The sequence below is a fragment of the Stenotrophomonas sp. YJH_SMC_81 genome (assembly GCF_059370875.1).
Window position 1 is genome coordinate 82,403 of the sequence record NZ_JCAFUB010000012.1, and the last position, 21,195, is coordinate 103,597.

Consider the following 21,195-nt stretch of genomic DNA (forward strand, 5'->3'; position numbering starts at 1 on the left):
AGGTGAAAGACCGGCCATCGGGCGCCGCCCCCTCCGCGGTGTGGTCCAGCCAGCTCGGGGTGGGCCGGGTGGGTGGATCGGCTGGGGGCCGCTGCAAGTACGTCCATGTAAGCTGTCGCCGCATCCATGCGGCTCACGCCCCCAGCCGACCCACCCTCCCGGCCACGGACAATTTCCTGCGCACCGCGGGAAGATCAAAAGAAAAAATCAAAAGCAAAAGCCGGTTCTTCAGGCATTCGGGTCGACCAAGGTCGACACCTACCAGAGCGGAACGCCGTTACGACAGATCGCGGGAATCTGTCGAAGGCGGGGTGGGTCCGGTTGAGGGGGCGTGAGCCGCATGGATGCGGCGACCGAGCTTACATGGACGTACTTGCAGCGTCCCCCTCAACCGGACCCACCCCGCCAACCCACGGAATGCAGGCTTTTGCCGTTGACGTTGACGTTGACGTTGATTCGGCGGGTGCAGGGCTGCAAGCCCTGCAGGAAACCCTCCGCCCTCAGCAGGCCTCAGCCACCGCAGTGCGGCTACGCCCCAGCCATGCCAGCAGCAGGCCCGACGCGGCCAGCAGGCCACCGGCCACCGGAATGGCGGCGTAGCCCAGGCCCAAGCTGATCACCGCACCACCCAGCGCGGCACCTACCGCATTGCCCAGGTTGAATGCACCCACGTTGATCGACGACGCCAGGCCCGGCGCCTCGCTGGCCACCTGCATCACCCGGATCTGCAGCGGCGGCACGAGGGCGAAGGTCGCCGCACCGAACAGCAGTACACCCAGCGCCGCGGTGGCGTGGCTCATGAAGGCCAGCGGCAGCACGAACATCAGCACCGCCAGGGCAGCCAGCAGGATACGGGTGGCGCCATCGAGCGACCAGTCAGCCATGCGCCCACCGATGCCGTTGCCGAGGGTGAAACCGATGCCGATCAGGGCCAGCGACACCGCGATGAAGGCATTGGAAGCGCCGGTCAACTCGGTCAGCACCGGTGCGACGTAGGTGTACAGCGTGAACATCGCACCCGCACCAAGCACGGTGGTGGCCATGGCCAGCAGCACCTGCGGCTGCAGGATCGCCTTCAGTTCGCGGCGCACGTCCGGGCGCGGTCCCGGCGCGGACGCCGGCAGCGCGAAGCCCAACGCAGTGATCGCGATCAGGCCCAACGCCGCAGTACCGGCGAAGGACAGGCGCCAGCCCAGCTGCTGGCCGACCCAGGTCGCCAGCGGCACGCCACCGATGTTGGCAATGGTCAGGCCCATGAACATGGTGGCCACGGCAGCAGCCTGCTTTTCCTTTGGCACCAGGCTGGCGGCGACCACCGCACCGATGCCGAAGAAGGCACCGTGGTTAAGGCTGGTGACCAGGCGCGACAGCAGCAGCAGCCCGTAGTTCGGCGCCAGCGCGGACAGCAGGTTGCCGACCACGAAGATCGACATCAGCAGCATCAGCGCGGTGCGCTTGCCGAAACGCCCCATCAGCAGGGTCATCACCGGCGCGCCCAGCATCACGCCCACGGCATAGGCGGTGATCAGCATGCCCGCAGTGGGGATGCCAACGCCGACGCCGTCGGCGATGACCGGCAACAGGCCCATCGGGGCAAACTCGGTGGTTCCGATGGCGAAGGCGCCAACGGCAAGCGCCAGCAAGGCGGCTCTGGAATTCATGGGGGGGGTCCTGGGGGCGGGAATCGGGAGTGCGTAGCCTGCGCGCTTTGCTGCGCCGGATTAAGCCTCGCCCCGGGAAAACACTGTTGATCCTGGTTCACAAGTGGAGGCCGGAACGCAGACACAAGTGCAAAAACCGCGTTCCGGTGTTGAGCCGAGCCCATGCTCGGCTGCTTCCTGCCGGTCAGCCGAGCACGGGCTCGGCTCTACAAGGCAGAACGAAGAACCCCCGGCGTTGGCCGGGGGTTCGGGGTCATGCGCTTACCAGTCGCCGGCACCCGGCACGTGGTGCTCGCGGGCGCGGCGGCGCATCAGCAGGTTCAGCCACTCCACCAGCACCGAGAAGCCCATCGCGGCGTAGATGTAGGGCTTGGGAATGTGCACGTCCAGGCCATCCAGGATCAGCACCGCACCGATCAGCAGGATGAAGGCCAGCGCCAGCATCTTCACGGTCGGGTTGGCGTCGATGAAGCGGCCCAGCGGGTTGGCGGCCAGCAGCATCACCGCCACCGACAGCAGGATCGCGGCGACCATCACCGGCACGTGGTCAGCGATGCCGACCGCGGTGATCACCGAGTCCAGCGAGAACACGATGTCGATGACCGCGATCTGCGCGATCACGTAGCCGAACACGGCCGAGGTCTTGGTCGTGCTCGGATCTTCATCCTCGCCACCGGTGATCATTTCCTTGATCTCCATCCAACCCTTGATGATCAGGAACAGGCCACCAACGATCAGCACCAGATCGCGGATGGAAATACCCATGCCGGCCACGGTGAACAGGTTCGCCTGCATGTGCGCCAGGTACGCCAGCGATACCAGCAGGCCGATACGGGTGATACAGGCCACCGCGATGCCGAGCCGACGCGCGAACGGGCGGCGGTGCTCTGGCAGCTTGCTGACGGCGATGGAGATGAACACCAGGTTGTCGATGCCGAGCACGATTTCCAGCGCGCTCAGCGTGAACAGGGTCAACCAGACATTCGGATCGGCAAGAAACTCAAGGGACATGGGAAGTCTTCAACAAGGGGGAATGAGGGATCAGCCGTATTTGCCGGCCATTGCATGCGGGACCACGACCAGCGCCCAGCACAGAAGCACGTTCATCATCAGCACGAACACCGCCGCCGAGCCCATGTCCTTGGCGCGGCCGGCCAGCTCATGGATCTCGCTGCCGTAACGTTCGATCACCGCTTCGATGGCCGAGTTGGCCAGCTCCATCGCCAGCACCAGCAGCATCGAGCCGATCAGCAGCGCGCGTTCGACCGGCGTCTGGCCCAGCCAGATCGCGATCGGCGTCAGCAGGATCAGCAGGTAGACCTCAAGCCGGAACGAGGACTCGTACAGCCAGGCAGCGCGCAGGCCCTGCCAGGACCAGCGGGCGGCCTGGAAGATGCGGCGCGGGCCGCGCGGCAGGTGGCCGAACTGATCAGCCACGGGTGGAATATCCAGCAACGGGGACGCGGCGCAGCGACCGCTCAGACGCACGGCAGGGAATCATGGGTGCACAGGAATAGGCAGATGGCGGCCATTTTGCCACAAGGCCGCCAACCGCAGCCCGCGCCGGCCCGCTGAACGGCCTGCCAGGGGCAAGCAACGGCCCGGGCATGCTCCTATGATGGATGCCCCCTTGCCTGCTGGAGCGCCTGATGTCCCGTCGCCGTACCTGCCTGCTGATGCTGGGCCTGCTGACTGCCGCACCGCTGGCCCAGGCGCTGAGCCCGGCCAAGTCGCCGCGGGTGCCCGAACAGGTCTCCAACGTGGCCTGGGCCGGCGACATGGCCCGCTTCGCCGGCGCCGACCAGTCCAACCCGCCGCCGCGCGGTGGCATCGAGTTCATCGGCAGCTCCTCGATCCGCTTCTGGGAGAGCCTGGCCACCGACTTCCCTGGCCAGCCAGTGTTCAACCGCGGCTTCGGCGGCTCTGAAGTGCGCGACAGCACCTGGTACGCCGACCGCATCGTGGTGCCCTACGCGCCCTGCAAGGTGTTCTTCTATGCGGGCGACAACGACCTCAACAGTGGCCGCAGCCCAGTGCAGGTGCGCGACGACGTGGTTGCCTTCGTGCAGCGCGTGCATCGCGACCTGCCGAAGACCAGGGTGGAGTACCTGTCGATCAAGCCGAGCCCGTCGCGCGCGCACCTGCTGCCGGCGATCAACGAGGCCAACACGCTGATCAAGGCCGCGCTGGCCAAGCTGCCCAATACCGGCTTCACCGACATCTACACGCCGATGCTCGGCGCCGACGGCCAGCCGGATGCGACGCTGTTCCGCGAGGACATGCTGCACATGACCCCGGCCGGCTATGACATCTGGACCAGGGCGCTGGCGCCGAAGGTCAACTGCAACTGAGCAACCCCATCCACGCATGGCGTGGATCGACTGCGGATCGCGGGAAACTGTCGAAGGCGGGGCGGTGTGGGTTTGCAGGACCGTTGGCGCCATGGATGGCGCCATCGAGCCCCCATGGACGGGTTTACGGCGTGTCCTGCAAACCCATACCGCCCCGCCATTCCACGGAATGCCCGCTTTTGATGTTGATGTTGCCTCGGCGGGTGCCGGGCGCAGCCCGGCAAAATCCCTCTACCGGAAGATCACCGTGGCCTCGGTGCCCTTGCCCGGCTCGCTGGCCAGGCTGACCTTCCAGCCGAAGCGGTCGCACAGCCGGCGCACGATCGACAGGCCCAGGCCGGTGCCCTGCGGGCGGCTCGGCTCGGCGCGGTAGAACGGTTCAAACGCGCGCGACAGCGCCTCGGCGGACATGCCGATGCCGGTATCGCGCACCACCACCCGGTCATTGAGCACGTGCACGTCGATACGCCCTTCGTCGGTGTAGCTGCAGGCATTGCGCACCAGGTTGCTGACCACCACCTGCAGCACCCGCGGCGGTGCGTGCAGCTGTACCGGGCCTTCGCCGTGCAGGTGCACCGATACAGGCCGGTTGCCCAGCAGCTCGTTGGCGTTGTCCACCTCGTAGCGGACGATGTCGTTGACGTCGAACAGCTCGATCTGCGGTTCGACATCGGCCTCGCGGGCCAGGATCAGGAACGCGTCGATCACCGCTTCCATGTCACGGCCTGCACGCTGGATGCGCTGCAGGCTGCGGCGCAGGCGCGGCTGCAGGGTTTCATCGCCCAGGGCCATGTCGCTGGCCACGCGGATGACGGTCAACGGCGTGCGCAGCTCATGGCTGGCATCACGGGTGAAGTTGCGCTCGCGCGCCACGTGCGCGCTGACCCGGTTGGCCAGTGAATGCAGTGCGGCCGCCAGCTGGCGGGTCTCGCCCTGCATGTCCGCCGGCAGCTTGTTCGGCTCCAGATCGGCCGCTTCGGGGTGGCCCGGGTCCCAGCGCGAGACGCGCCGCGCCAGCCAGTTCACCGGCGACACCAGTCGTTTGGAGGCACGGTAGGTGACCCAGCTGGCGCCATACACCGCCAACAGGGTCAGCAGCACCGGCACGATGCCGAACCAGAACGCCAGCATCTCCGCGCGCGAGCGCAGGAACACCAGGTACAGGCGACCGGCAGGGCGCACGTCGACCAGCACCAGCTGATCGTCCTGGGGCAGCTCGTGGAAGCCAGGCTCCAGGGTGCGCAGGTTGGCCGGCAATGACAGTGCCGACTGCCCGCTTTCCAGCAGGTAGCCGCGGATGTTGTGGGTGTTGGGCGGCGGCTGCACCGGCGACGCCTCGTGCAACGTCCAGTAATAGGCCGCTTCCTCGCGCAGGGCGGCGCCGACCAGGCTGTGCTTGATCACCAGCGAGACCAGCCAGGCACCGAGCAGGATGCCCAGGCTGGCCAGGACTGCCTGCAGGATGAAGGCGATACGGATCTTGCGCGGCAGGCCGTGCGGCATTGCGGGGTCCCGGTCAGAGCGCTGCGATTATAGGCAGCGCGCTGCGCCGTAGTCGTGCACGGACGCTGACCGGCGGCAACGCCGGCCGGTCATCCGTGCCCGGTGCGGGGTCGTTGCCCGGCCGGGCCTGATGCTGCACAGGCCGGGCCCCGATCAGGCCATCGGCTGGGCAATATCGGCAATGCGATAGCCGGCGCTCTGCACGGTGTGCAGCAGCGGACGGTCGAACGGCTTGTCGATGATCTTGCGCAGGTTGTACAGATGGCTACGCAGGGTGTCCGAATCCGGCAGGCCATTGCCCCAGATCTCGCGTTCGATCTCCTGGCGGGTGACCACGCGCGGCGATTCGCGCATCAGGATGGTCAGCAGGCGCAGGCCGATCGGCGACAGCTGCAGCTCGGTGCCGGCACGGGTAGCCCGCATGCTGACCGGATCGAGGACCAGGTCGGCGACCTTCAGCACCTCCGAACCGACCTGGCGGCGTTCGCGACGGATCAGCGCGCGCAGGCGGGCTTCCAGCTCCTGGATCGCGAACGGCTTGGTCAGGTAGTCATCGGCGCCGAAGCCGAGGCCGGTGAGCTTGTCGTCCAGCGTGTCGCGTGCCGTGAGCATCAGCACCGGCGTGGACTTGCGCGCATCGTTGCGCAGGCGACGGCACACTTCAATGCCGTCCAGGCGCGGCAACATGAGATCGAGCACCACGACGTCATAGCTGTTCTCCGCCGCGAGGCGGTAGCCATCCAGGCCGTCCTGTGCATAGTCGACTTCGAAGCCGCGACCTTCCAGGTATTCCCCGATCATCTCGGAGATGTTGCGGTTGTCTTCGACCACCAGCACCAAGCCGGAGGTCTCCTTCGTCTGACGCATGTGATTCCCTCTAACTTCAGCTTTGTGAAACATGCCGGATCGACGGTGGACGCGATGTGAAGTTCCGTCAAGAGGTACACAAACGGTTCAGAGCAGCGGCCTGAGCAGCGGCCAGACGTTGTCCAGCACCTTCGGCTGCGCCTGCGCCGTGGGGTGCAGGCCGTCGGCCTGCATCATGCCCGGCTGCAGGGCGACGCCCTCCAGCAGGAACGGCAGCAGCGGCACCTTGTACTGCGTGGCCAGCGCCTTGTAGGCCGCGGCCAGGCGCTGGCGGTAGGCCGGTCCGTAGTTGGGGGGCACGTCGATGCCCAGCAGCAGCACCTTGGCGCCGGCCTTCTGGCTGGCCTGCACCATTTTTCCCAGGTTGCCCTGCACCTGCGCCGGGGTCAGCCCACGCAGCGCGTCATTGCCGCCCAGCGCGATCACCACCACGGTCGGCTTCTCCCTGGCCAGCAGGCCCGGCAGGCGGGTCAGCGCGCCGGCGGTGGTTTCCCCGCTCATGCTGGCGTTGACGATGCGCGCCGGGGTTTTCGACTGCTGCCTGACCCGCTGTTGCAGCAAGCTGACCCAGCCGGCGTCGGCGGGGATATTGTGGGCGGCACTGAGGCTGTCGCCGAGCACCAGCACGGTGCCGGCCGGACCTTTGGCACAGGCCAGCCCCGGCAACAGCAGGAACCCTAGCAGCAGCACCATCATCGCGCCGGCTCGCCGGCTCCATCCCGTCTTGCGCATTGGAGTCTCCTCATCGACAGCCTGTCCCCCCGCAGCGCGCCCGTCGCCATCGCCGTCGACCAGGTCGGCAAATCCGTGCAGGGCCCGGAGGGTGAAGTCCACATACTGGACAACATCACCCTGACCGTCCATGAAGGCACCAGCGCGGCCATCGTCGGCGCTTCCGGTTCGGGCAAGACCACCCTGCTCGGCCTGCTGGCCGGGCTGGACCTGCCCAGCCGCGGCCGTATTGCGCTGTCGGGCCAGGACCTGGGCGACCTCGATGAAGAGGCGCGGGCCCAGCTGCGCGCGCGCGCGGTCGGCTTCGTGTTCCAGAGCTTCCATCTGCTGCCGGCGCTGACCGCCGCCGAGAACGTCGCGTTGCCACTGGAGCTGGCTGGGCGCGAGGATCGCGCGCGGGTCGATGAAGTGTTGGCCCAGGTCGGCCTCTCCCATCGTGCCCGCCACTACCCGCGCCAGCTGTCCGGTGGCGAGCAGCAGCGCGTGGCACTGGCGCGTGCCTTCGTCACCCGCCCGCGCATCCTGTTCGCCGATGAACCGACCGGCTCGCTGGACCACGCCACCGGCCAGCACGTCAGCGACCTGCTGTTCGAACTCAACGCCGGCAGCGGCACCACCCTGGTACTGGTCACCCACGACCTGCGCCTGGCGCAGCGTTGCCAGTACATCCACCGCATCGATGACGGCCGCCTGCTGCCGGTCGAGCGTGGGGCACAGGCATGAACGTGCTGCGCCACGCGTGGCGCGCATTGCGCCGCGAGGCGCTGGCCGGCGACCTGCTGACGGTGTTCGCCGCACTGGTGCTGGGCGTGGCGGTGATGACCGCGGTGGGCACGCTGGTGAACCGGGTCAACCTGGCGCTGACCGGCAGCGCGGCGGAAATGCTCGGTGGCGATCTCGGCATCGCCGGGCGTGATGACCCGCCGCAGGCATTCGCCGACGAGGCACAACGGCGTGGACTGGCCTACACCCGCATCGCCAGCTTCGGCAGCGTGCTGTTCCATGGCGAGGCCAGCCAGATGGCGAGCATCAAGGCGGTTCAGGCGGGCTATCCACTGCGCGGCACGCTGCGGGTACGGGCCACGCCCGGCGGGGCGCTGATCGCAGACGCCGGCATGCCGCCCAAGGGCCAGGCCTATGCCGACCCACGCCTGCTGCAGGGGCTCGGGCTGAAGGCCGGCGATGATCTCGAGTTCGGCGCCGGCACGCTGCGCATCGCCGGCATCATCGAGGCCGAGCCCGACACCGGTGGCGACCTGCTGACGCTCTCCCCCACCCTGCTGGTCAACCGCGCCGACGTGGACGGCACGGGACTGCTCGGCCCGGGCAGCCGCATCAACTACCGGCTGATGTTCGCCGGACCAGCCGATCAGGTTGCCGCGCTGCGCCAGTGGTTGCTGCCGCAGGTGAAAGGCCTGCGCCTGCTGAGCGTGGATGACACCCAGCGCGGCGTGCGCCAGGCCTTCGACCTGGCCGGCCGCTTCCTCGGCCTGAGCGCGCTGCTGGCGGTACTGCTGGCCGGCGTGGCCACGGCGCTGGCGGCCAACCGCTTCGCCCTGCGCCGCATCGACCAGGTGGCGATCCTGCGCTGCCTGGGTGCGCGCCAGCGCGACATCCTGCTGGGCCTGGCACTGCAGCTGCTGATGCTGGCGGTGCCGGCCTGTGCGCTCGGCATCGGCCTGGGCATGGCCGCGCAGGAAGGCCTGGTGCAGGTACTGGGCAGCCTGGTGCCGCAGCGCCTGCCGTTGCCCGAGGCGATGCCTGCGCTGACCGGCGCCGGCATCGGCCTGCTGCTGCTGTTCGGCTTCGGCCTGCCGCCGCTGCTGCGCCTGCGTGGGGTGCCGCCGATGCGCGTGCTCAACCGTTCCTTCGCCGCCCTGCCGCCGGCGTCACTGCTGGCCTATGTGGCAGCGCTGGCGGCCAGCCTGCTGCTGGCGGTACAAGTCACCGGCGACCTGAAGCTGGCGCTGTGGGTGCTGGGCGGCCTGGCCGCGCTGGCGCTGGCGGCCGGTGCGGTCGGCTTCGTGCTGCTGCAGCTGCTGCGCGGCCTGCAGCACCGCCTGCATGGCAACTGGCGGCTGGGCCTGGCCGCGCTGACCCGGCGCCGCCTGCTCGCGGTGATGCAGCTGGTCGGGCTGTCGCTGTCGCTGTGCGCGTTGCTGCTGCTGGCAGTGACCGGCCCCGGCCTGCTGCAGCAATGGCGCGAGCGACTGCCTGCGGATACGCCGAATTACTTCCTGATCAACATCCAGCCCGAGCAGCGCGACAGTGTGCTGGCCGCATTGCGTGGACTGGGCGCCGGCGACGCCAGCATCGAACCGATGGCGACCGGCCGCCTGATCGCGATCAACGGCAAGCCGCCGCTGCGCGTAGACCGCGAGCCAGGACAGGACGGGCAACCGGCCCAAGGCGGCCAGCGCGATGACGATGACGAGAACCGGCCACTGAATTTCAGCTGGCGCAGCACCTTCCCGCCGGCCAATACGCTGGTCAATGGCACGTTCTGGAAAGCCGACAGCACCGCGCCGGAAGCTTCGGTGGAAATCGGCTGGGCCAAGCGTTACGGCGTGTACCCGGGCGATCGCATCACCATTGCAGTGGGCGAGCAGGAACGCGAGTTCGCCGTCACCAGCGTGCGCAAGGCGGACTGGAACACCTTCCGGCCGAACTTCTTCGTGTTGCTGAACCCGAATGCGGTGGGCGACACCCCGCACAACCTGCTGTCGGCCTTCCATCTGCCGGCCGGCAAGGCGGCGGGCCTGGGCGAACTGGTACGCGCGCAGCCGAACCTGTCGCTGCTGGACGTGGATGCGGTGATTTCGCAGGTGCGCGATGTGATGGAGCGCGTGGCGCAGGCGGTGCAGCTGGTGATGGTGTTCAGCCTGCTGGCTGGTGTGCTGGTGCTGCTGGCCGCGCTGCAGGCCACCGCCGGCGAGCGTCGCTACGACAGCGCGGTGCTGCGCACGCTGGGCGCGACCCGGCGCCAGCTGCGCGGCGCGGTACTGGTGGAGTTCGGCGCGCTGGGCACGCTGGCGGCGATGCTGGCAGTGGGCGCGGCCGCTGCGATCGGCGTGGCGGTCTCGCAGAAGGTGTTCGAGCTTCCATTGCTGCCGCCGTGGCCGGGGCTGCTGATCGGCGGCGTAGTCGGCATCGGCTTGAGCCTGTTGGCGGGTTGGTGGGGTACGCGGGCGATCCTGCATACGCCGCCGGCACTGGCGTTGCGTGAGGCCTGAGGCGGTTGCGCCTCCGGATGGCGTGCCGAGCAAGCCCGGCCCCACCGGCAGCCGGTGGATGCGGTGCCGGGTACGCCCGGCACCCATCTCCATCGCGGCGATCAGCCTTCCTTGGGCGCCTTTTCCACGTACTTGGCGAAGACCTCGTCGATCTGCGTGTCCTTCACCTGCTTGCCGGACTGGATCGCTTCGGCTTGGGTGAACAGCGGAATGATCATCGCCATGCCATCGAGCTTGGTCTTCAGGTGCACGCCCGGGGCCTGACCGAGGAAGCCGTCCCAGCGCTGGCGCACCTTGGCCCAGTAGCCTGCAGTGGCTTTCCAATAGGCGCGGGCAGGGGTGAAGTCGACCTCGGTTGTCTTGACGTAGTCGTTGAAGCCGAACTCGCGGGCGATCTCCACCTGGCTGCCGTCGGCGTTGCGCTGCACCTTGGTGTTGAACTGCTCGTGGGTCCAGCCATTGGGCGTGAGCGTGTGGCGGTTGACCACGGCCAGCGCGTTGTAGTCGCTGCGCTTGGTGTACTCACGACGCGGCAACGGGCGCCAGCTCAGGTCGCTGGTCCAGCTCGGCACGTTGTTGGTGTACGTCCATTTGCCGGTGCCACAGTAGCGCGGTGCATCGCTCACTTCATACACGCACTGGGTCCAGGCGCCCTGGTTCACCGCTGCGGGAATGCGGCGTACCTGCCAGGTCTGATCGGCGCTGAACTCGAAACGGCTGGGCGCTTCGTAGACCCAGTCCTGGCGCCAGTGCTTGGTGATGTGGCCGCTCTTCTCATCGAGCAACAGGTGCTGCAGCACGATGCGCTGCGGGGTGTCCTCGACCACGATGACCACTTCGCTGCCGCCGCTGCGCATCGCCGGCGCACGCTCGTAGCCGGGCTTGAGCAGCACGGTCTCGTCGAACGCGAAGTCGACGGTGTACTCGCCCTGCATGGCCAGGATGCTGTCGTGGTCGCGGGCGATGTCGGAGGGCTGCGCGCTGGCCACGCCGCTGGCAGCGAGCAGCAGCATGACGCTGGCTGTCTGGAACTTCATCGGGTCTTCCTTCGGGGTTGCAGGTTCGTTGAGAGGCCGTCCAGGGCCGTCGGGCGTTCCATCAGGAAAGGATCACAGGCGGATCAGCGGCAGGTCGCCGGGGATACGCGGTGCCGGCCGGCGCGCGGCGTCGGCGCAGCAGCAATCGTCGATCGCCAGCTCGCCTTCGGCTCCTTCCAATCGCGCGATGCGACGCGCGGTGGCCGCGCCCAGCGAGGACAGGGTCGACAGGCTGGCCGCCAGGGTGCGGCCCTCGTCCGCGGCATGCAGGCGCAGCGTGCACAGGCGCCAGCGCTGGCCACCGAGGTGCCCGGCCAGGCGACGCCACAGGCGTTCGCTCACACTGCCATCGCGGTCGTGCTGCGGGCCCGGCGGCAACGCCGCGACCAACCGGTCCCAGGCCAGGAAATCGCTGTCGGGCAGCAGGTACAGGCGCCACACGCAGCGGCCGCGGGCATCAAGGAAACACAGGCTTTCGCGTATGCCCTCGCTGTCCACGCTCTGGCAGGCGTGCACGCGCACCGCCTGGCGCCAGCCCCCCAGCTCGTTGCCGTCGGCGTGGTACAGGCACAACACAGTGCCGAGCGTGGCCAGCTGTGCCGGGGTCGGCCAGGCCGCGCTGCCCTGCACGGCGATGGCGTCATTCCTGCGTGCGGACAAGGCTCGGCTCATGGGGTCACCAGGAAACGGCAAGGCTGGCGGAAAGAGTGCGGCCCGGGCTGGTGTAGCGATCCAGCACGCGGCTGGTCGGCGACAGCGTCGAACCCACATTGGACCAATCGATGTAGCGCTTGTCGCCCAGGTTGAACACGCCGACGTTGAAGGTCGCGCCCGGGGCGAAGTTCCAGTGCGCCATCAGGTCGGCCACGCCGTAGCCGGCCGGGCGATACACCGTCGCTGCAGTGACGCGGTCCTTGCGCTTGACGAAGGTACCGGCCAGTTCGACGCCCCAGGCGTCGGTGTCGTACATCAGGCCGACGGTGCTGCGCAGCGGGTCGACCGAATCCAGCGGCGTGTCCTCGGTCTTGTTGTCACCGCGCGACCAGGCCACCGAGCTGCGCAGCGCCCAACCCTGGAGCGCCGGGTTGATCTGGCCGAAGTCAACGCCAGCCTTCAGTTCAGCACCGTAGATGCGCGCATCGGCGATGTTGCGCGACTGGAACACCATCAGGCCCTGCGCGTTGGTACCGACCAGCGACTGCGACTCGATGAAGTCCTTGTACTCGTTGTAGTAGCCGCTGACACTGACGTAGGCGGCCGGTGACAGGAAGCGCAGGCCCAGCTCCAGGCCGTCGCTGGTTTCCGGCTTCAGGTCCGGATTGGGGATGGCGGTGTAACCGAAGGCGAAGTTGGTGAAGCCCAGGTTGACGTCGTTGTACGGCGGCGAACGGAAACCATGCGAGTAGCCGGCGAACAGCGACCATTCGTCGGTGAAGCGATAGACCATGCCCAGCTTCGGCGAGACGCTGGTCTTGGTCAGCCTGGCCACCGCAACGCCGGGATTGTCGTCGGCGAAGATGCTGTCCACTTCCGGCTTCAGCTCGTAGCGATCCACGCGCACGCCCGGCACCAGCGACAGCTTGCCGCCCGCCATGCGCATTTCATCCTGCGCATACAGGCCCAGCTCGGTGGTCTTGCTGATCGGGAAATCGCGTACCGGGAAGGCGTCAGGCAGGATGGTAGTGCTGGTCTGGCCATTGGCCAGAACCTGATAGCCATCGCGCTTCTGGCGGATCTCGGTACGCGCGCCTTCGAAGCCGTAGGTGAGCGCATGTTCGACACTGCCGGTGCTGAACGCCTTGTTGAACTGCGCCTGCAAGCCGTAAACGCGCTGGTCGAAATTGAACTCGCGGTGGCGGCGGCTGCGGTTGGCGCGGTCTTCGTCGGTGACCTGGTTGGTCTCGCTGTGCTGGGTATACAGCTGCCAATGCAGGCTGTCGGCGAAGCCCTTGTCCAGCGCATCCATTTCATGGGCGAACGACACGCGGGTGCGGTTCTGCGTGTCGCGCGCTTTCATGCCGGTGGTGGTGGTACGGTCGATCGAGGACAGCACGTTGGTATCGGTGGTGTCTTCGTTGCCTTCCACGGTCAGGCGGAAGCGCTGGTCCTCGCTCGGTGCATAGACCAGCTTGGCCAGGCCACTGCGACCGTCGCGGTCCTGCGGGTTGGGCGCGGTCCGGGTGTTGTCGAGGCTGCGCACATCGCCCTTGTTGCCGGTTTCCTGGCCCTGGCGATGGTTGATGTTGATCATGCCGCTCCAGTGTTCGCCGCCGAACGCGCCGGTCACGCCGCCGAGCAGGCCCTTCCACTCACCGTCGTAGCCGAACTTCAGGCCGACGTAGCTGTCCTTGCCATCCTTCAGGTAGTCGGCCGGATCCTTGGTGACGAAGGCCACTACACCCCCGAGCGCGTCGGAACCGTACAGCGAACTGGCCGGGCCACGCACGATCTCCACGCGCTTGAGCGTGTCCAGATCGGTGAAGTTGCGGTTGGCGTTGGAGAACGAGCCGATGTTGAAGCTGGTGGGCATGGCGATGCCATCGGTCTGCACGCGCACGCGGTTGCCGTCCAGGCCACGGATGCGGATGCTGCCAAGGCCGAAGCGCGCGGCGCTGCGGCTGACCGACAGGCCCGGCTCGTAGCGCAGCAGATCCTTGATGTCCTGCACCAGGTGCCGGTCCATCTGCTCGCGGTCGATGACATCGACGGTGGCCGCCACGTCACTCACTGCCCGCTCGGTGCGGGTGGCGGTGACCTGCACGCGGTCGAAGTCGCGCGCATCGGGCGCGGCGGTGGCCGCGGCGGCAGCATGGGCGGACAGGGGGAGGGCCATCCAGACGGCGAGGCAAAGGGCGGTAGGGCGGGTCATCGGGTTCGTTCGGTCAGGCAGGGGAACCCCCGGTTACCGGCACACCCGGGAGGTGCACGCGGTAGACCGAGGGGGAGAGAGCGGGCGCGGACGGGTCGCCCACCCTGCCGGCGCTGCCGGCAGGAGGGAGGGAGGCGGGCGACCAGGCCGCGGTTACTTGGTCAGGATCAGCTTGTCGTTGCTGGTGTGCCGCAGGCGGTAGAAGCGGTCGCCGTGCTGGATCAGGATTTCACGACGGCCCTTGAGCAGGGCTTCGCTGTCGATGACCTCTTCCGGCGGAACGACACGGACCGGACGATCGCGGAGGGTCAGCGTTTCGGGGCGCAGCAGTACAGGTTGAGCATTCATGAGCATCTGGACTCGTGCGAGGGACGAGTCAAATGATAATGATTCTCAGTTGACAATCAACAACCATTCTCAATTTGATTGATGGGATTAATGATCGAATTCTGGGATTCGATAGATCATGTCAATCAAATCGCGACTCTACCGAGGCACGAGCCCGAGCCGGCCCGACCGAGGCCCAGGCCCGGTCGGCCCCGGGGTTCAGGCGAAGGCGGCTTCGACCTGCGCCCAGCCAGCCGCATCGACCTGCTCCAGCACCTCCAGCGCCTGCAGGTTCTGCAGCAGCTGGCTGACCCGGCTGGCGCCGAGGATCACGCTGGAGACGTTCGGATTGCGCAGGCACCAGGCAATCGCCAGCGTGGCCGGGGCGTGGCCCAGCTCACGCGCTGCTTCGCTGAAGCGGCGCACCTGGGCCAGGCGGGCCTCGGAGTCGTCACCCAGCACCAGCGCCTGCAGCCATTCCATGCCCTCGCGGCCCAGCCGCGCATCGGCCGGAATGCCCTGGTCGTACTTGCCGGTCAGCAGGCCCGAGGCCAGCGGCGAGAAGATGGTGGTGCCCAGGCCGGCACTGGCATACAGCGGCGCATACTCGACCTCGACGCGTTCGCGGTGCAGCAGGTTGTACTGCGGCTGCTCCATCGACGGGCCCTGCAGGTTGCGTGCTTCGGCGATGTCCAGCGCCTGCTGGATCTGCATCGCCGACCACTCCGAGGTCCCCCAGTAGAGGATCTTGCCCTGCCGCACCAGCGTATCCATGGCATGCACGGTCTCGGCGATCGGCGCGTCCGGATCCGGGCGATGGCAGTAATAAAGGTCCAGGTAGTCCACCCGCAGGCGCTTGAGCGCGGCATGGCAGGCGTCGGTCACATGCTTGCGCGACAGGCCGCGCTGGGTTGGCCGTGGGTCCCTGGCGCTGCCGAAGAACACCTTGCTGGAGACACAGATGCCGTCGCGCGGCAGGCGCAGGTCGGCGATCACATCGCCCATCACCTGTTCGGCGCGGCCGTTGGCATAGCCCTCGGCGTTGTCGAAAAAGTTGACGCCGTGGTCCCAGGCGGCAGCCACCAGGTTGCGGGCCTCGTCGCGTGGGATCTGGTCACCGAAGGTCACCCAGGCGCCGAAGGACAGGGCGGAAATCGGCAGGCCGGTGGAGCCCAGGCGGCGGTATTGCATGCAAATCTCCTGCTGCGGGCCCGCATCCGGGCCGGGATCGAGCCCCATTCTACCTGCCGCCGCCGGCCGCAAGCCCTTGCCGTTGCTGGCCTGATCGGTACCGATGGGCGCGCGCACGCTGCTTTTTCTTGCCCCGGCCCCTGCCCTGCACTAGGCTTCCCGTTTTTCGCGACGCCCCAGGGGAGTCACTCACATGGTCGAAGGTTTGGGCAGGATCGGCTTCGGCCTGTTCGGGTTGGCGGTGCTGATCGGCATCACCTGGTTGTTTTCCAACAACAAGCGTGCGGTTGACTGGAAGCTGGTTGCCACCGGTATCACCCTGCAGATCGCCTTCGCGGCGCTGGTGATCCTGGTGCCGGGCGGGCGCGACGTGTTCGATGCGCTGGGCAAGGGCTTCGTCAAGGTCCTGAGCTTCGTCAACGAGGGTTCGGGCTTCATCTTCGGCTCGTTGATGGACACCAAGAACTACGGCTTCATCTTCGCCTTCCAGGTGCTGCCGACCATCATCTTCTTCTCGGCGCTGATGGGGGTCATGTACCACCTCAACGTCATGCAGGCGATCGTGCGCGTGATGGCCTGGTCGATCACCAAGGTGATGCGCGTGTCCGGCGCGGAAACCACCAGCGTCTGCGCCAGCGTCTTCATCGGCCAGACCGAGGCGCCGCTGACCGTGCGCCCGTACATCGCCAGGATGACCCAGTCCGAGCTGCTGACCATGATGATCGGCGGCATGGCCCACATCGCCGGCGGCGTGCTGGCGGCCTACGTGGGCATGCTCGGCGGCGGCGACCCGGTGCAGCAGGCCTTCTACGCCAAGCACCTGCTGGCGGCGAGCATCATGGCCGCACCGGCCACCCTGGTCGTGGCCAAGCTGCTGATTCCGGAAACGGGCACCCCGCTGACCCGCGGCACGGTGAAGATGGAAGTCGAGAAGACCTCCAGCAACATCATCGACGCGGCCGCTGCCGGTGCCGGTGACGGCCTGAAGCTGGCGCTGAACATCGGCGCGATGCTGCTGGCCTTCATCGCCCTGATCGCGCTGCTGAACGCCCCGCTGACCTGGATCGGCGATGTGACCGGCCTGGCCGCTGCCATCGGCAAGCCGACCAACCTGTCGACCATCTTCGGTTACGTGCTGGCCCCGATTGCCTGGGTGATCGGTACCCCGTGGGCTGATGCCACCACCGTCGGTTCGCTGATCGGCCAGAAGGTCGTGATCAACGAGTTCGTGGCCTACACCGAGCTGTCGCAGATCGTGAACGGCCAGGTAGCGGGCGTGAGCCTGTCCGACGAAGGTCGCCTGATCGCCACCTACGCGCTGTGCGGCTTTGCCAACTTCAGCTCGATCGCGATCCAGATCGGCGGCATCGGCGGCCTGGCGCCGGAACGTCGCCACGATCTGGCCAAGTTCGGCCTGCGCGCGGTGTTGGGCGGTACCATTGCCACCTTCATGACGGCGACCATCGCCGGCGTGCTGACGCACTTCAGTTGAACCCCTGGTTGAGAAAAGATTTCCTATGAGCAGCAGTGTCGTTGTCGTCGGTTCCTTCAATGTCGATCACGTGTGGCGGTGCGAGTCGCTGCCGGCACCGGGTGCGACCATTGCCGGCCGCTACAGCACCGGCCCCGGTGGCAAGGGCTTCAACCAGGCGGTCGCGGCCTGCCGCGCCGGCGCCGACACGCACTTCGTGTGCGCGCTGGGCGATGACGCCGGCGGCGCCACCGCACGCGAACTGGCCGCGCACGATGGCTTCGGCCTGATTGCCGAAGCCAGCAGCGAGCCGACCGGCACTGCGGGCATCTACGTGGACGCGCGTGGCCGCAACACCATCGTGATCGGCCCGGGCGCCAACGCCGCGCTCAGCACCGACTTCCTGCAACAGCAGCAGGCATTGCTGACCGGCGCCAAGGTAGTGCTGGTACAGTTGGAATCGCCGGTGCAGACCATCGAAGCGGCGCTGGCCACGGCCCGCGAGGCCGGTGTCACCACCGTGCTCAACACCGCACCGGCCGACGCGCCCTCGACCATCGGCCTGCTCAAGCTGGCCGATGTGATCACCCCGAACGAGACCGAGTTCGCCGCGCTGCTCGGCCGCCATGTCGGTGAGCGCGTGGATGCCAACGATGTCGCCGCGCTGGATGGCGCCAGCCTGCATGCGCTCTGCCGCAAGCTGGTCGGCAACGGTACCGTGGTGGTGACCCTGGGTTCGGTGGGCGTGTTCGTCTCGCATGCCGACGAGAACCTGCGCGGCGATAGCCAGCCGTACTACCGCGTCGGCGCCGAGCAGGTGCAGGCCATCGACACCACCGGTGCCGGTGATGCCTTCAACGGTGCGCTGGCCGCGTCGCTGGCGCAGGTGGCCGACGCCCCGTTCGCCCGCCACGTGCGCTTTGCCAACCAGTTCGCCGGTCGCTCGACCGAGAAGGAAGGCGCTGCAGCGGCAATGCCGCGCTTCACCCCGGCCGACGCCGAAGCCAAGTAATTCCACGCCACGCGTGGATGACAAGGCCCGGGTGTACAGGCACCTGGGCCTTTCTTTTGCCCATTGCCCAGCCCCTGCGACCGCCTGTCGCATTGCCCACATCCTGCCCCTCGCTCACGATCCGCGCAGCTTCCTTGCACGGGCAGGACATGGACGGATTCCCCTGGTTGCTGGTCGCGGCCGCAGGCAGTGCCGCTGCGGCGCTGCTGCATATCGGCTGCATCGCCTTCGGCGCCGCGTGGTACAGATACTTCGGTGCCGGCCAGCGCGTGGTCCGGCTCGCGCATGCGGGGCACTGGTGGCCACCGCTGATGACCGCCGGCATCACTGCCTTGCTGGTGGCCTGGACCCTGTACGCACTGGCCGCCGCGGGCTGGCATTCGCCACTGCCGGCCAGTCGCCTGGTCCTGCCCGCCATCGCTGCCTTGCTGCTGCTGCGCGCCGCGATGGGCTTCGGCCTGGCGTTGTTCCGGCCGGGGTACAACGGCCGGCGCTTCTGGGTGGTCAGTTCGCTGGCCTGCCTGGGCCTGGGGCTGGCCTTCGCCCTGGGTACCCGCCAGGCCTGGCAGAGCCTGGGTTAGCCACCTACCATCGCCCGCCCTTGGGGGCGGCGGAAGCAACCGTCAAGCATCTGCTGATGCCGGTACGGCATGAGGTCGGTGCCGATCGGCCTGAACCCGGGGCCCGCCGACACCGCCCAGGCCGCGCCCGCGCTCTACAATGGGCGCATGCAGATCGGCCCGTACACCATTGCCCCCAACGTCGTGCTGGCGCCCATGGCCGGCGTCACCGACAAGCCCTTCCGCCTGCTGTGCAAACGGCTGGGCGCGGGACTGGCCGCCTCGGAAATGACCATCAGCGACCCGCGCTTCTGGAACACGCGCAAGTCGATCCACCGCATGGACCATGACGGCGAACCGGCACCGATCAGCGTACAGATCGCCGGCACCGAGCCGCAGCAGCTGGCCGAAGCCGCGCGCTACAACGTCGACCACGGCGCGCAGATCATCGACATCAACATGGGCTGCCCGGCCAAGAAGGTGTGCAACGCCTGGGCCGGCTCGGCGCTGATGCGCGACGAGCAGCTGGTGGCGCGCATCCTCGAAGCCGTGGTCAACGCGGTGGACGTGCCGGTCACCCTGAAGATCCGCACCGGTTGGGACTGTGACCACCGCAATGGGCCCGTCATTGCCCGGATTGCCGAAAACAGCGGCATCGCCGCGCTGGCCGTGCACGGCCGCACCCGCGACCAGCATTACACCGGCCAGGCCGAGTACGCCACCATCGGCGAGATCAAGGCCGCGCTGCGCATTCCGGTGATCGCCAATGGCGATATCGATTCGCCGCAGAAGGCCGCCTACGTGCTGCAGCAGACCGGCGTGGATGCGGTGATGATCGGCCGCTCGGCGCAGGGCCGGCCGTGGATCTTCCGCGAAGTGGCGCATTACCTGGCCACCGGGCAGGAACTGCCGCCGCCATCGCTGGCCGAAGTGCGCGACATCCTGCTCGGCCACCTGCATGCGCTGCACGCGTTCTACGGTGAACCGCAGGGCGTGCGCATCGCGCGCAAGCACCTGGGCTGGTATGCCAGGGACCGGCCGGAGAACGCCGCCTTCCGTGCGGTGGTCAACCGTGCCGAAGACCCGCAGAGCCAGATCGCGCTGACCACCGAGTACTTCGACCGCCTGATTGCCGGGGAACCGGCGCTGCCTTCGGCGGCCTGACCGCACTGCCGCGTCACAACGTCGAGCCTGCTCGACCGAATTGAACTCCCAGAGCCCGCCTCCATGACCCCGCCGATCTCCTCTCCGACCTACCTGCACGGGTTTTCCGGCACCGAACAGCAGCGCCTGATGACCCAGGCGCGCCTGCTGGAATCGAGCATCTTCGGCCAGATCGACTACAGCGGTGCACGGCGCCTGCTGGAAGTCGGCAGCGGCGTCGGTGCGCAGACCGAGATCCTGCTGCGCCGCTTCCCCGAGCTGCACGTGACCGGCGTGGACCTGAGCGAAACGCAGCTGGCCACGGCGCGCGAGAACCTGGCGCGCACGCCGTGGTGCAGCGACCGCTACACCCTGCAGCAGGCCGATGCCGGCGAACTGCCGTTCGAGGCCCGCAGCTTCGATGCGGCGTTCCTGTGCTGGGTGCTGGAACACGTCCCCTCCCCTGCCCGCGTGCTGAGCGAAGTGCGCCGCGTGCTGGCACCGGGTTCGCCGGTCTACATCACCGAAGTGATGAATGCCTCGTTCCTGCTCGACCCGTACTCGCCGCACATCTGGCGCTACTGGATGGCCTTCAACGACTTCCAGTACGACCACGGCGGCGACCCGTTCGTCGGCGCCAAGCTGGGCAACCTGCTGCTAGCGGGCGGCTTCCGCGACGTGCATACCGAGATCAAGACCATCCACCTGGACAACCGCGAACCGGCGCGTCGCAAGACCATGATCGCGTTCTGGGAGCAGCTGCTGCTGTCGGCGGCCGACCAGCTGCTGCAGGCCGGCTCGGTGGACGAGGACACCGTGGAAGGCATGCGCCGCGAGTTCCGCCTGGTGCAGAACGACCCGAATGCGGTGTTCTTCTACTCGTTCGTGCAGGGCCGCGCGACGGTGTATTGAGCCGACGCGGCACTAATGCTCCCGCATCCACGCATGGCGTGGATCTACTCAACGGCGCCGGCTGCGGGCGCTGATCGACGCAGTGGAGCCACGCCATGCGTGGCTGCCACCGCCGATGTCCCGCCATCCACGCAGGGCGTGGATCTACTCAACGGCGCCGGCTGCGGGTGCTGATCGACGCAGTAGAGCCACGCCATGCGTGGCTGCCACCGCCGATGTCCCTTCATCCACGCATGGCGTGGATCTACTCAACGGCACCGGCTGCGGGCGCTGATCGACGCAGTAGAGCCACGCCATGCGTGGCTGCCAACGCCGATGTCCCTTCA

The 21,195-nt window shown here is 67.7% G+C and carries 19 protein-coding genes; 8 read left to right on the forward strand and 11 right to left on the reverse strand.

The genetic code is table 11. The annotated features are described in order from the left end of the window. Positions 1–500: 500 nt before the first annotated feature. The 3 genes from AC5P8U_RS18265 to AC5P8U_RS18275 all read right to left on the reverse strand — a co-directional run bounded on the left by AC5P8U_RS18265 (position 501) and on the right by AC5P8U_RS18275 (position 3,098). Positions 501–1,661 (reverse strand): MFS transporter, encoded by a 1,161-nt coding sequence (locus tag AC5P8U_RS18265; protein ID WP_072167879.1) that lies wholly within the window; start codon positions 1,659–1,661, stop codon positions 501–503. A gap of 261 nt (positions 1,662–1,922) precedes the next feature. Next, positions 1,923–2,672, reverse strand: coding sequence for a TerC family protein (locus tag AC5P8U_RS18270; protein ID WP_072167878.1), 750 nt, complete (start codon positions 2,670–2,672; stop codon positions 1,923–1,925). Positions 2,673–2,702: 30 nt separating this feature from the next. Continuing rightward, on the reverse strand, positions 2,703–3,098 hold the full coding sequence (locus tag AC5P8U_RS18275) for a diacylglycerol kinase (RefSeq protein ID WP_072167877.1): 396 nt from the start codon (positions 3,096–3,098) through the stop codon (positions 2,703–2,705). 212 nt (positions 3,099–3,310) lie between these two features. Between AC5P8U_RS18275 and AC5P8U_RS18280 the strand changes: the two genes are divergently transcribed. Further along, complete coding sequence (locus tag AC5P8U_RS18280; protein ID WP_088497864.1) at positions 3,311–4,012, forward strand: SGNH/GDSL hydrolase family protein; 702 nt, start codon at positions 3,311–3,313, stop codon at positions 4,010–4,012. Positions 4,013–4,243: 231 nt separating this feature from the next. On the opposite strand, the gene AC5P8U_RS18285 is transcribed toward AC5P8U_RS18280, so the two are convergent. The 3 genes from AC5P8U_RS18285 to AC5P8U_RS18295 all read right to left on the reverse strand — a co-directional run bounded on the left by AC5P8U_RS18285 (position 4,244) and on the right by AC5P8U_RS18295 (position 7,114). Continuing rightward, complete coding sequence (locus AC5P8U_RS18285; RefSeq protein WP_005415333.1) at positions 4,244–5,515, reverse strand: sensor histidine kinase; 1,272 nt, start codon at positions 5,513–5,515, stop codon at positions 4,244–4,246. Between the two features lie 153 nt (positions 5,516–5,668). Continuing rightward, positions 5,669–6,382 carry a response regulator transcription factor gene (locus AC5P8U_RS18290; RefSeq protein ID WP_002811889.1) on the reverse strand — a complete coding sequence of 238 codons (714 nt, stop codon included), beginning with the start codon at positions 6,380–6,382 and terminating at the stop codon, positions 5,669–5,671. An 87-nt stretch (positions 6,383–6,469) separates the two neighbouring features. Then, entirely contained in the window at positions 6,470–7,114 is a 645-nt protein-coding gene (locus AC5P8U_RS18295; protein ID WP_061478363.1) for an arylesterase, read from the reverse strand. 75 nt (positions 7,115–7,189) lie between these two features. On the opposite strand from AC5P8U_RS18295, the gene AC5P8U_RS18300 reads away from it, so the two are divergent. Then, positions 7,190–7,837, forward strand: a complete 648-nt coding sequence (locus tag AC5P8U_RS18300) for an ABC transporter ATP-binding protein (protein WP_072167875.1) — start codon at positions 7,190–7,192, stop codon at positions 7,835–7,837. Beyond that, positions 7,834–10,347 (forward strand): ABC transporter permease, encoded by a 2,514-nt coding sequence (locus AC5P8U_RS18305; protein ID WP_111007866.1) that lies wholly within the window; start codon positions 7,834–7,836, stop codon positions 10,345–10,347. Before AC5P8U_RS18300 ends, AC5P8U_RS18305 begins: the two co-directional genes overlap by 4 nt. A 101-nt stretch (positions 10,348–10,448) precedes the next feature. Here the strand turns inward: AC5P8U_RS18305 and AC5P8U_RS18310 are convergent, their stop codons facing one another. The 5 genes from AC5P8U_RS18310 to AC5P8U_RS18330 all read right to left on the reverse strand — a co-directional run bounded on the left by AC5P8U_RS18310 (position 10,449) and on the right by AC5P8U_RS18330 (position 15,771). Next, complete coding sequence (locus AC5P8U_RS18310) at positions 10,449–11,384, reverse strand: DUF6607 family protein (RefSeq protein ID WP_072167873.1); 936 nt, start codon at positions 11,382–11,384, stop codon at positions 10,449–10,451. 72 nt (positions 11,385–11,456) lie between these two features. Beyond that, positions 11,457–12,056, reverse strand: coding sequence for a ChuX/HutX family heme-like substrate-binding protein (locus tag AC5P8U_RS18315; protein ID WP_088497861.1), 600 nt, complete (start codon positions 12,054–12,056; stop codon positions 11,457–11,459). A 4-nt stretch (positions 12,057–12,060) separates the two neighbouring features. Continuing rightward, entirely contained in the window at positions 12,061–14,253 is a 2,193-nt protein-coding gene (locus tag AC5P8U_RS18320; RefSeq protein WP_353080554.1) for a TonB-dependent hemoglobin/transferrin/lactoferrin family receptor, read from the reverse strand. Positions 14,254–14,406: 153 nt separating this feature from the next. Next, positions 14,407–14,601: a hemin uptake protein HemP gene (gene hemP / locus AC5P8U_RS18325; RefSeq protein WP_005412278.1), complete on the reverse strand. Its 195-nt coding sequence runs from the start codon at positions 14,599–14,601 to the stop codon at positions 14,407–14,409. Between the two features lie 198 nt (positions 14,602–14,799). Continuing rightward, positions 14,800–15,771: an aldo/keto reductase gene (locus AC5P8U_RS18330; RefSeq protein ID WP_072167870.1), complete on the reverse strand. Its 972-nt coding sequence runs from the start codon at positions 15,769–15,771 to the stop codon at positions 14,800–14,802. A 193-nt stretch (positions 15,772–15,964) separates the two neighbouring features. On the opposite strand from AC5P8U_RS18330, the gene AC5P8U_RS18335 reads away from it, so the two are divergent. From AC5P8U_RS18335 to AC5P8U_RS18355, 5 genes are all read left to right on the forward strand, one after another. Next, complete coding sequence (locus AC5P8U_RS18335) at positions 15,965–17,263, forward strand: NupC/NupG family nucleoside CNT transporter (RefSeq protein ID WP_072167869.1); 1,299 nt, start codon at positions 15,965–15,967, stop codon at positions 17,261–17,263. 25 nt (positions 17,264–17,288) lie between these two features. Then, complete coding sequence (locus AC5P8U_RS18340) at positions 17,289–18,254, forward strand: ribokinase (protein WP_088497859.1); 966 nt, start codon at positions 17,289–17,291, stop codon at positions 18,252–18,254. Positions 18,255–18,403: 149 nt separating this feature from the next. Beyond that, positions 18,404–18,835, forward strand: a complete 432-nt coding sequence (locus AC5P8U_RS18345) for a hypothetical protein (protein ID WP_065178745.1) — start codon at positions 18,404–18,406, stop codon at positions 18,833–18,835. Positions 18,836–18,982: 147 nt separating this feature from the next. Continuing rightward, entirely contained in the window at positions 18,983–19,978 is a 996-nt protein-coding gene (dusB, locus tag AC5P8U_RS18350) for a tRNA dihydrouridine synthase DusB (protein WP_072167924.1), read from the forward strand. A 63-nt stretch (positions 19,979–20,041) separates the two neighbouring features. Beyond that, entirely contained in the window at positions 20,042–20,869 is an 828-nt protein-coding gene (locus tag AC5P8U_RS18355) for a methyltransferase domain-containing protein (protein WP_061478371.1), read from the forward strand. Positions 20,870–21,195: the final 326 nt, after the last annotated feature.

What these genes read in the sequence shown, in the direction of transcription:
- AC5P8U_RS18265 (WP_072167879.1), bottom strand. Translation starts at nt 1,661, where the DNA reads ATGAATTCCAGAGCCGCCTTGCTGGCGCTTGCCGTTGGCGCCTTCGCC.
- AC5P8U_RS18270 (WP_072167878.1), bottom strand. Translation starts at nt 2,672, where the DNA reads ATGTCCCTTGAGTTTCTTGCCGATCCGAATGTCTGGTTGACCCTGTTC.
- AC5P8U_RS18280 (WP_088497864.1), top strand. Translation starts at nt 3,311, where the DNA reads ATGTCCCGTCGCCGTACCTGCCTGCTGATGCTGGGCCTGCTGACTGCC.
- AC5P8U_RS18285 (WP_005415333.1), bottom strand. Translation starts at nt 5,515, where the DNA reads ATGCCGCACGGCCTGCCGCGCAAGATCCGTATCGCCTTCATCCTGCAG.
- AC5P8U_RS18290 (WP_002811889.1), bottom strand. Translation starts at nt 6,382, where the DNA reads ATGCGTCAGACGAAGGAGACCTCCGGCTTGGTGCTGGTGGTCGAAGAC.
- AC5P8U_RS18295 (WP_061478363.1), bottom strand. Translation starts at nt 7,114, where the DNA reads ATGCGCAAGACGGGATGGAGCCGGCGAGCCGGCGCGATGATGGTGCTG.
- AC5P8U_RS18305 (WP_111007866.1), top strand. Translation starts at nt 7,834, where the DNA reads ATGAACGTGCTGCGCCACGCGTGGCGCGCATTGCGCCGCGAGGCGCTG.
- AC5P8U_RS18310 (WP_072167873.1), bottom strand. Translation starts at nt 11,384, where the DNA reads ATGAAGTTCCAGACAGCCAGCGTCATGCTGCTGCTCGCTGCCAGCGGC.
- AC5P8U_RS18315 (WP_088497861.1), bottom strand. Translation starts at nt 12,056, where the DNA reads ATGAGCCGAGCCTTGTCCGCACGCAGGAATGACGCCATCGCCGTGCAG.
- AC5P8U_RS18320 (WP_353080554.1), bottom strand. Translation starts at nt 14,253, where the DNA reads ATGACCCGCCCTACCGCCCTTTGCCTCGCCGTCTGGATGGCCCTCCCC.
- hemP (WP_005412278.1), bottom strand. Translation starts at nt 14,601, where the DNA reads ATGAATGCTCAACCTGTACTGCTGCGCCCCGAAACGCTGACCCTCCGC.
- AC5P8U_RS18330 (WP_072167870.1), bottom strand. Translation starts at nt 15,771, where the DNA reads ATGCAATACCGCCGCCTGGGCTCCACCGGCCTGCCGATTTCCGCCCTG.
- AC5P8U_RS18335 (WP_072167869.1), top strand. Translation starts at nt 15,965, where the DNA reads ATGGTCGAAGGTTTGGGCAGGATCGGCTTCGGCCTGTTCGGGTTGGCG.
- AC5P8U_RS18340 (WP_088497859.1), top strand. Translation starts at nt 17,289, where the DNA reads ATGAGCAGCAGTGTCGTTGTCGTCGGTTCCTTCAATGTCGATCACGTG.
- AC5P8U_RS18345 (WP_065178745.1), top strand. Translation starts at nt 18,404, where the DNA reads ATGGACGGATTCCCCTGGTTGCTGGTCGCGGCCGCAGGCAGTGCCGCT.
- dusB (WP_072167924.1), top strand. Translation starts at nt 18,983, where the DNA reads ATGCAGATCGGCCCGTACACCATTGCCCCCAACGTCGTGCTGGCGCCC.
- AC5P8U_RS18355 (WP_061478371.1), top strand. Translation starts at nt 20,042, where the DNA reads ATGACCCCGCCGATCTCCTCTCCGACCTACCTGCACGGGTTTTCCGGC.